Genomic DNA, 7289 nt, shown 5'->3' on the forward strand with positions numbered 1-7289 from the left:
AAAAGGCTTCTTTGCTGGGTTAATAGCTGGAATATAAAGGCGACTAGACCAATATTGAACTCGGTAGTGACGTTTACCGTTGGAGAGAAGGAAAAATTTCAATCCCTCTAATTTTGCTTTTACAATCCAATCTTCTGAACCTGGCGATAAGTATTGGTCATCCTCAGAGACAATAGTGTTGTCCAAATCGAGGATAATCCCCTTAATACCAATCTTTAAAAGGTCATCTATTTCTATACTGGAGAGTGTAGAAGCTTTGCGTGATATTCTTTTAATCTTACTCACTAGAATTCAGTTGTTCTTAAGATTTAATCGATAAGTCCTTGCTGTTTGAGCCAGAGAATTGCAAAACAGCTGACAACCCAACCTGCAACAGTCAGTAAAATGGGCAAATCTTTTAATAAAACTTCTTCAGGTCGTTCGCTACATTCACCTTGTTCTAAACCGATATCATCGTTATTATTGACTTCCTGGGGGTCGCTAAGCAATTGATAGCGAAAAATCCCATACACAACAAAGGGCATAGTTAGTAGCATATAAGAAGTTGACGCGCCGTGTACAAAAGGACCAGAACTCCAAAGAGCATAACAGACAACGGTTCCTGTTGTAACTACATTTTCCATCCGGTTAAGTAATGGTAATGAGTAACGCTTTAAGACAGAGCGTGGTTTAGTACCTTTGGTTTTAACCAACCGCAGTTCTGCTTTGCGTTTCTCAATTGCTAAGAACAGCGCCAGCATTGCAGTACAAAGTAAAAACCAGGGAGATACAACAATCCCGGTAGCAGCGCCACCTGCATAAGCACGTAGGATAAACCCAGTTGCGATCGCTTTTGCGAAGAATTCGTAGAGGATGTTTTACATTTCAATAAACGTCTAATCTTTACATTTATCATTCTGTAGTGCGAGCATCTTGCTCGCTTGTCATACAACTCGACCAAAATACTCGCACTACTAGTTCAAGCTTGGGATCCTCGTTTCTAAGATTTTATTTGCAGTGGTAGAACATCCACTAATTTGTCTTGCTTGGTGTTACTTCCGGCACAGGAGACTCAATCACCTCCGGTAAAACCGGGGATGGTAAGGTTTTTTCTGGTAAAGTATTTGATTTTGGTGTTGGAGTAGGTGCAGGTTCAGGTTTTGCAGTCGCTTCTGGTGAAGGAGACTCAATAACAATTTCTGGCAAGGTAGGAGGCAAACTAGGAGATGGTTCAGGAGTTATTTCTGGGGTAGGTACTTTATTTGTGTTCAGTTTAGAAAACTCTCCCAATTTTGACTTTTCTTGCTGAGGAGGAACTTTTTCAGGTAATGTAGTTGCTTCTGGGGACGGTGTTATTTCAGGCTCTGGTTTTGGTGAAGGAGACTCGATTGGTTGTTTTGATTTGGTTTGTTCTATTTGTGGTGTTTCTTCCGGTAGTGGTTTAATAGGCTCTTTCTGAATTGGTTTTTCTATGGGAGGAGTAGGTGTAGGCTCACTAACAGGTACCTTGGCATTGTAATTAGGATCTACGATCGCACGAACTCTTTCTGCTGAGACTTCCCCTCTAAAAATTTTAGAAAGAGTATCCTCACCTAATGGTTCATAGGTAACAACCTTAACTGTGGTGTTAAAGACATTTTTTACAGGTTTACCCTGCTCATCAAGAAATTCAAGCTTTACCCAGTTTTTACCAGGCTTCAAGCCTTTTAGATAAAGAGGTTGCCAGCGATCAATAACAAAGCTTTCATCATTTATAGTGCAGCGGATATGCCAATCACTAATTTCGTCTTTAGGATTGTCTTGAGCGACTAAGTGGAGCGGAGCATTAGTAAGATAAAAGTCGAGTAGAACTGGTTGTGTTCCGTATTTGCCTTGAGGAGTGTTATAGGTTAGGAGCGGTTTAGCTGGATTGGGGTTGTTGTCGTCGGTTTGCGTAAAAATGTGGAACCTTGTTTGAGCATAAGCCCCTTCATTTTTAAAGCTTTCATCCCAGGGATACGTAGCGAAGACGCGCAAGGTATGGGAGCCAGGCGACAACTCTGGTAGAGTGAGGGGTTGATTTAGATCGTACACCGATATTACTGGCTCATTATCAAGAATTACCTGTAGATGAGGACCCACATTTAGTTGCGGATCTTTAAATATAGGTAAATCTTTAACGAGTAAGCGGACTTTTACTGTGTTGTCTTGAAGTATTTCATTTGGTTTAGGTGTAAGTATTGCTACTTGTGGTTGATAACCCTCCAAGGTTTGACGCAATTCTTGAACTGCTGTGGGAGGAGAAACTTCAGAGATTTGCTTTGAAATTTGAGTTTGTTGTGGTTGTGGCAAACTGAGAGACGGTTCCTGGCTTACAGCTTTCTCGCCACAACTAGTCAAAATTAATACCAGCATTAATGCAATGAGCGGCCTGAAAATAGCAATTACCTTTGTCTGCCACAAGTTCATCTAAAAATCTCCCATAGGTTTGGAAACCGTGTAGCTTTAAGCTCACGCAGGATAACGAACAACTATTTTATTTGTACAGCCTTCAATGACATGTGCATAGTCCAAAAGGTAAATCTTTCCTCAAATTCCCTGAAAAAATCTAACATTGCTTTGTATTTTTGTGTTACATATACTTCATAACTGTTGGTTGTAAGGAAAATCAAGATATACACAAAATGGCTAAAAAAAGTGCTTTTATGAAGAACTATAAAAATAACGAATTGTTTCAGTTTGTAAAATAAATCGATAAACTATTGACTTTTTGGCAAAAGCTATTGATGTAAAAGGCTGATTTGACAGTTACTTCAGGGATTTTGAATTATTGTTAAAATATGTCCAACAATGTACGAGAAGAGACTTTATAATTCAACGAGAAACCACTATCCACATAACGGTCTTCGTTGCCTTCTCGGAGGTAACATAGGTTAACTAAAGCCAAGAAGACGGCTTGTGGTATTTATAAATTCCTCAATCCTTATCAAGAGAGGAGGTCGAATGACAATAAGTCCTCCAGAGCGTGAGGAAAAACAGGCTAGAGTTATCGTCGATAACGATCCGGTTCCAACCTCATTTGAACTATGGGGCAAACCAGGACATTTTGACAAAAGTCTAGCCAGAGGTCCAAAAACCACAACATGGATTTGGAACCTTCATGCGCTCGCCCATGATTTTGATACGCATACAAGCGACCTAGAAGATATATCCCGTAAGATCTTCGCAGCACACTTCGGCCACCTAGCCGTTGTGACGATTTGGCTAAGCGGGATGATCTTCCATGGCGCTCGTTTTTCAAATTACGAAGCTTGGCTAAGCGACCCTTTAAACGTTAAGCCTAGTGCTCAAGTCGTTTGGCCCATTGTTGGTCAAGACATTTTGAATGGAGATGTCGGTGGTGGTTTCCATGGTATTCAAATCACCTCTGGCTTTTTCCAAATTTGGCGTGGCTGGGGTATTACAAACTCATTCCAGCTCTACGTCACTGCGATTGGCGGTTTAGTGTTAGCAGGGTTATTCCTGTTCGCTGGTTGGTTCCACTATCACAAACGCGCGCCTAAGCTGGAATGGTTCCAAAATGCTGAGTCAATGCTGAATCACCACTTAGCAGTATTGCTAGGCTGTGGTTCCTTGGGGTGGGCAGGTCACCTAATCCATGTATCCGCACCAATTAACAAGTTGCTGGATGCAGGAGTAGCAGTCAAAGATGTGCCTTTACCTCATGAGTTCATTTTGAACCATGACTTACTGGTGAAAGTATTCCCAGGCTTTGCAAACGGGTTAAGTCCTTTCTTTACTTTGAACTGGGGTCAGTATGCTGACATCCTGACTTTCAAAGGCGGTCTAAACCCCGTAACAGGCGGCTTGTGGTTGACAGATATTTCCCACCACCACTTAGCGATCGCTGTACTTTTCATCATTGCTGGTCATCAATATCGTACAAACTGGGGTATTGGTCACAGCATTAAAGAGATTCTCGAAAACCATAAAGGTCCTTTCACTGGTGAAGGTCACAAAGGTTTATACGAGAACTTGACAACGTCATGGCACGCTCAATTGGCAACTAACCTTGCTTTCTTGGGTTCTTTGACTATCATCATCGCGCACCACCAGTACGCAATGCCCCCATATCCATATTTGGCAACTGACTACGCTACTCAGCTAGCCATCTTCACTCACCATACGTGGATTGGTGGATTCTTAATCGTTGGTGGCGCTGCTCACGCTGCCATCTTCATGGTGCGAGATTACGATCCAGTAGTGAATAACAACAACTTGTTGGATCGCGTCATTCGCCACAGAGATGCTATTATCTCTCACCTGAACTGGGTAAGTATGTTCCTTGGCTTCCACAGCTTTGGACTGTACGTTCACAATGACACGATGCGTGCCTTGGGTCGTCCCCAAGATATGTTCTCGGATACAGCAATTCAGCTACAGCCAATTTTTGCTCAGTGGGTACAAAATATCCACACTCTGGCACCTGGTACAACTGCACCAAATGCATTAGAACCAGTTAGCTACGTGTTTGGCGGCGGCGTTCTGGCTGTAGGTGGCAAAGTAGCAGCAGCAGCAATTCCTCTGGGAACAGCTGACTTCTTAATTCACCACATTCACGCCTTCACAATTCACGTCACCGTCCTTATACTGCTGAAAGGTGTACTGTTTGCTCGCAGTTCACGCCTCATCCCAGATAAAGCGAACCTAGGTTTCCGCTTCCCTTGCGACGGACCAGGTCGTGGTGGTACTTGCCAAGTTTCTGGTTGGGACCATGTATTCCTGGGATTGTTCTGGATGTATAACTCCATCTCTATTGTGATTTTCCACTTTAGCTGGAAGATGCAATCAGATGTTTGGGGAACTGTAGATCCAGATGGCACTGTGACTCACATTACAGGTGATAACTTTGCCCAAAGTGCTATTACGATCAACGGCTGGTTGCGCGATTTCTTGTGGGCGCAAGCAACACAAGTGCTTAACTCCTACGGTAGTGCGCTCTCAGCATATGGTCTACTCTTCTTAGCTGGTCACTTCGTTTGGGCATTCAGCTTGATGTTCCTGTTCAGTGGTCGTGGCTACTGGCAAGAACTGATCGAGTCCATCGTATGGGCACATAACAAGCTAAAAGTAGCACCTGCAATTCAGCCTCGCGCTCTGAGTATTATTCAAGGTAGAGCTGTCGGAGTAGCTCACTATCTCTTAGGAGGTATTGTGACTACCTGGGCATTCTTCCATGCGCGAATTCTCACACTGGGCTAGCAATTGGTCTTAACAATGTTAGTTGTTAGAAGTTAGTTGTTTACCCTATTAACTTCTAACTGCTAACTCCTGTAAGCTGATACCCTGAACGGCGAAAGCTCCGAGGATTTATCAAAACCTATGGCGACAAAATTTCCAAAATTTAGCCAGGATCTCGCACAGGACCCGACCACACGTCGGATTTGGTATGCGATGGCTATGGGAAATGATTTTGAAAGCCACGATGGCATGACAGAAGAAAATCTGTACCAAAAGATTTTCGCAACACATTTCGGTCATCTGGCAATCATATTCCTATGGGCATCCAGCCTCCTGTTCCATGTGGCCTGGCAAGGTAACTTTGAACAGTGGATCAAAGATCCCCTTCACATCCGCCCAATCGCTCACGCGATATGGGATCCACAATTTGGGCAACCAGCAGTAGAAGCATTTACCCAAGGTGGAGCAAATTACCCAGTTGATATTACCTACTCAGGTGTATACCACTGGTGGTACACAATAGGAATGCGGACAAACAATGACCTGTACCAAGGGTCAGTTTTCCTACTGATATTGGCATCAGTATTCTTGTTGGCAGGTTGGTTACACTTACAACCCAAGTACCGTCCAAGCTTGGCTTGGTTCAAGAGCGCAGAACCACGTTTAAACCACCACCTAGCAGGTTTGTTTGGCGTGAGCTCCTTGGCATGGGCAGGTCACTTGATCCACGTTGCAATTCCAGAAGCTCGTGGACAGCATGTGGGTTGGGATAACTTCCTGACAACTCCTCCGCATCCAGAAGGTTTGGCTCCTTTCTTCACAGGAAATTGGGGTGTGTATGCATCAAACCCAGACACAGCAAATCATGTGTTTGGCACATCCCAAGGAGCAGGAACAGCAATTCTGACATTTTTGGGTGGATTCCATCCACAAACAGAGGCGCTGTGGTTGACTGATATTGCACATCACCATTTGGCGATCGCAGTACTTTTCATCATCGCCGGTCATATGTACCGGACAAACTTTGGGATTGGTCACAGCCTCAAAGAAGCGTTAAATGCTAAGAGCTTCTTTGGCATTCCTGTTGAAGGTCCGTTTAACCTACCTCACCACGGTATTTACGACACCTACAACAACTCCCTACACTTCCAATTGGGATGGCACCTAGCTGCTTTGGGTGTGGTAACTTCCTGGGTGGCACAGCACATGTACTCGATGCCATCGTATGCCTTCATCGCGAAGGACTACACAACCCAGGCAGCTTTGTACACGCACCATCAGTACATTGCTATTTTCTTAATGGTTGGTGCGTTCGCCCACGGCGCGATTTTCTGGGTACGTGACTACGATCCAGAACAAAACGCAGGCAACGTTCTTGACCGCGTGCTCAAGCACAAAGAAGCGATTATCTCCCACTTAAGCTGGGTATCGCTGTTCTTAGGCTTCCACACCCTCGGCTTGTATGTTCACAACGACGTTGTGGTTGCTTTTGGCACACCAGAGAAGCAAATTTTGATTGAACCGGTATTTGCCCAGTTCGTTCAAGCTGCTAACGGTAAAACACTGTATGGATTGGATGTTCTGTTATCTAACCCTGACAGTATTGCTACAACCGCTTGGCCTAACTACGCTAACGTATGGTTACCAGGCTGGCTAAGTGCTATCAATAGCGGAACAAATTCCCTATTCTTGCCCATCGGGCCTGGCGATTTCTTGGTACACCATGCGATCGCACTTGGTCTACACACCACAACTCTAATACTCGTTAAGGGTGCGTTAGATGCTCGTGGTTCCAAGCTCATGCCCGATAAAAAAGACTTTGGTTACGCTTTCCCCTGCGACGGTCCTGGTCGTGGTGGTACTTGCGACATCTCAGCTTGGGATTCTTTCTACTTAGCTTTATTCTGGGCACTCAACACAGTTGGTTGGGTAACCTTCTACTGGCACTGGAAGCATCTGGGGATTTGGCAAGGTAACGTTGCTCAGTTCAACGAGTCTTCAACCTACCTCATGGGTTGGTTCCGCGATTACCTGTGGGCAAACTCAGCCCAGTTGATCAACGGTTATAACCCATACGGTACCAATAACCT

At 44.3% G+C, this 7289-nt stretch carries 4 protein-coding genes and 1 pseudogene; 2 read left to right on the forward strand and 3 right to left on the reverse strand.

What is annotated here, in order from left to right; genetic code table 11:
• From G4P69_RS34510 to G4P69_RS34520, 3 genes and pseudogenes are all read right to left on the reverse strand, one after another.
• Window positions 1–285 (reverse strand): annotated as a pseudogene (locus G4P69_RS34510) (YqeG family HAD IIIA-type phosphatase); the annotation flags it as partial.
• 23 nt (window positions 286–308) lie between these two features.
• Window positions 309–740: a UbiA prenyltransferase family protein gene (locus G4P69_RS34515; RefSeq protein ID WP_243903138.1), complete on the reverse strand. Its 432-nt coding sequence runs from the start codon at window positions 738–740 to the stop codon at window positions 309–311.
• Between the two features lie 271 nt (window positions 741–1011).
• Window positions 1012–2427, reverse strand: coding sequence for a hypothetical protein (locus G4P69_RS34520; RefSeq protein WP_208340966.1), 1416 nt, complete (start codon window positions 2425–2427; stop codon window positions 1012–1014).
• A 534-nt stretch (window positions 2428–2961) separates the two neighbouring features.
• Between G4P69_RS34520 and psaA the strand changes: the two genes are divergently transcribed.
• Window positions 2962–5220: a photosystem I core protein PsaA gene (gene psaA, locus G4P69_RS34525; RefSeq protein WP_208340968.1), complete on the forward strand. Its 2259-nt coding sequence runs from the start codon at window positions 2962–2964 to the stop codon at window positions 5218–5220.
• A gap of 120 nt (window positions 5221–5340) precedes the next feature.
• Window positions 5341–7289: photosystem I core protein PsaB (gene psaB, locus G4P69_RS34530; RefSeq protein ID WP_208354427.1), on the forward strand; the 1949-nt coding region annotated here is incomplete at its 3' end.

The organism is Aetokthonos hydrillicola CCALA 1050 (genome assembly GCF_017591665.1).
Lineage (GTDB): Bacteria > Cyanobacteriota > Cyanobacteriia > Cyanobacteriales > Nostocaceae > Aetokthonos > Aetokthonos hydrillicola.

Bases quoted from the DNA above. Each gene is read 5' to 3' on its own strand.
- G4P69_RS34515 (WP_243903138.1), bottom strand. From the start codon at position 740: ATGCTGGCGCTGTTCTTAGCAATTGAGAAACGCAAAGCAGAACTGCGG.
- psaA (WP_208340968.1), top strand. From the start codon at position 2,962: ATGACAATAAGTCCTCCAGAGCGTGAGGAAAAACAGGCTAGAGTTATC.
- G4P69_RS34520 (WP_208340966.1), bottom strand. From the start codon at position 2,427: ATGAACTTGTGGCAGACAAAGGTAATTGCTATTTTCAGGCCGCTCATT.